Origin of the sequence: Mesorhizobium sp. M7A.F.Ca.US.005.03.2.1 (assembly GCF_003997795.1) — a bacterium.
Lineage (GTDB): Bacteria > Pseudomonadota > Alphaproteobacteria > Rhizobiales > Rhizobiaceae > Mesorhizobium > Mesorhizobium ciceri.
This window is the reverse complement of sequence record NZ_RZRP01001344.1, coordinates 1-1,025: the sequence shown is the minus strand read 5'-3', so window position 1 is coordinate 1,025 and position 1,025 is coordinate 1. Positions and strand designations below refer to the sequence as shown.

At 67.7% G+C, this 1,025-nt stretch carries 2 protein-coding genes; both read left to right on the top strand.

Going from position 1 to position 1,025, the window contains the following annotated elements:
- Positions 1-441, top strand: a 441-nt coding sequence (locus EN991_RS37625) for a sigma-70 family RNA polymerase sigma factor (RefSeq protein WP_127370597.1), incomplete at its 5' end; no start/stop codon positions are given.
- Entirely contained in the window at positions 438-872 is a 435-nt protein-coding gene (locus tag EN991_RS37620; RefSeq protein ID WP_127370596.1) for a hypothetical protein, read from the top strand. The genes EN991_RS37625 and EN991_RS37620, both read left to right, overlap by 4 nt.
- The last annotated feature ends 153 nt before the right edge of the window (positions 873-1,025 follow it).

Here is a 1,025-nt window from a genome sequence, read left to right as displayed (position 1 = left end):
GCCGAGGATGTGGTGCAGGAGGTGTTCGTGACCGTCTGGAAACAGGCCGCGCGGTTCGATCCGGTCAGAGGGCGGGCTTCGACCTGGCTCTACCGGATCACTGCCAACCGTTGCATCGATCAGCGTCGACGCAGGGCGCTACGCCGTTTCATCGGGCTGGACGACATAAGGGATGAGGTCGCGTCGCCGGAGGCGGATGCCGAAGCGACGACCGCGGCGCGGCAGGAGCTGGCTATCGTGCGTGACGGGCTGTCGCGCCTGCCGGAACGGCAGCGCATGGCGGTGCTGCTGAGGGCCGTAGGCGACCTCGACATCTCGGCGATCGCCGAGGTGATGGGCAGCAGTGTCGGCTCGGCCGAGCAGTTGCTGGTGCGCGGACGGCGCGCACTCAGGGATCATTTGGCAATGGTGGCCTTGGGCCGCGAAAGGAAGTCCTCATGACACGGGACGAATTTGAACGATACAGGCGCCGCTTCGGCGATACCGTCGAAGCATGGCCGGCGCCTTTCCGCCAGCAGGCGCTGGCGTTGATGGCGGCGGAGCGGAATGACGATCCCGATGCCGTGCTCGATCTCCTCGTGCTCGAGGCGGCGCTGGCCGATGGCGACGACCAGGCGCTGGCGCGCAAGGTTCTGGCTCGCATCGAAGCCGGCTCAACTGTCCCGTCCTTCCTGGCGCGCCTGCTCTTGAGTCCGGCCGGGTTCGCGGCCTGCGCCGCTGCTGTGCTCGTGGCCGCGACGCTGGCAGGCTACCAGGTGGCGCGGCTGCAGGACGATCCGTCCGATACGGAGCTTCTGGCGCTGGCGTCCGGTTCGTCGCTGGCCGATGGCGGCGGTGTCGCGGATGATCCGGCAGAGGAGGGCTCGCTTTGAAGCGTTCCTGGACATGGACGGGGACGCTGGTGCTGCTTGCGCTTTCGCTCGCCGTTAACTTCTTCCTGGTCGGCTATGCCATGCACGGCCTGCGCCAGGGCGCGGCGGCGGGCGTGCTGTTGTCGGAAATCGCCAGCAACTATCCCCCGGAGG

Bases quoted from the DNA above. Each gene is read 5' to 3' on its own strand.
- EN991_RS37620 (WP_127370596.1), top strand. From the start codon at position 438: ATGACACGGGACGAATTTGAACGATACAGGCGCCGCTTCGGCGATACC.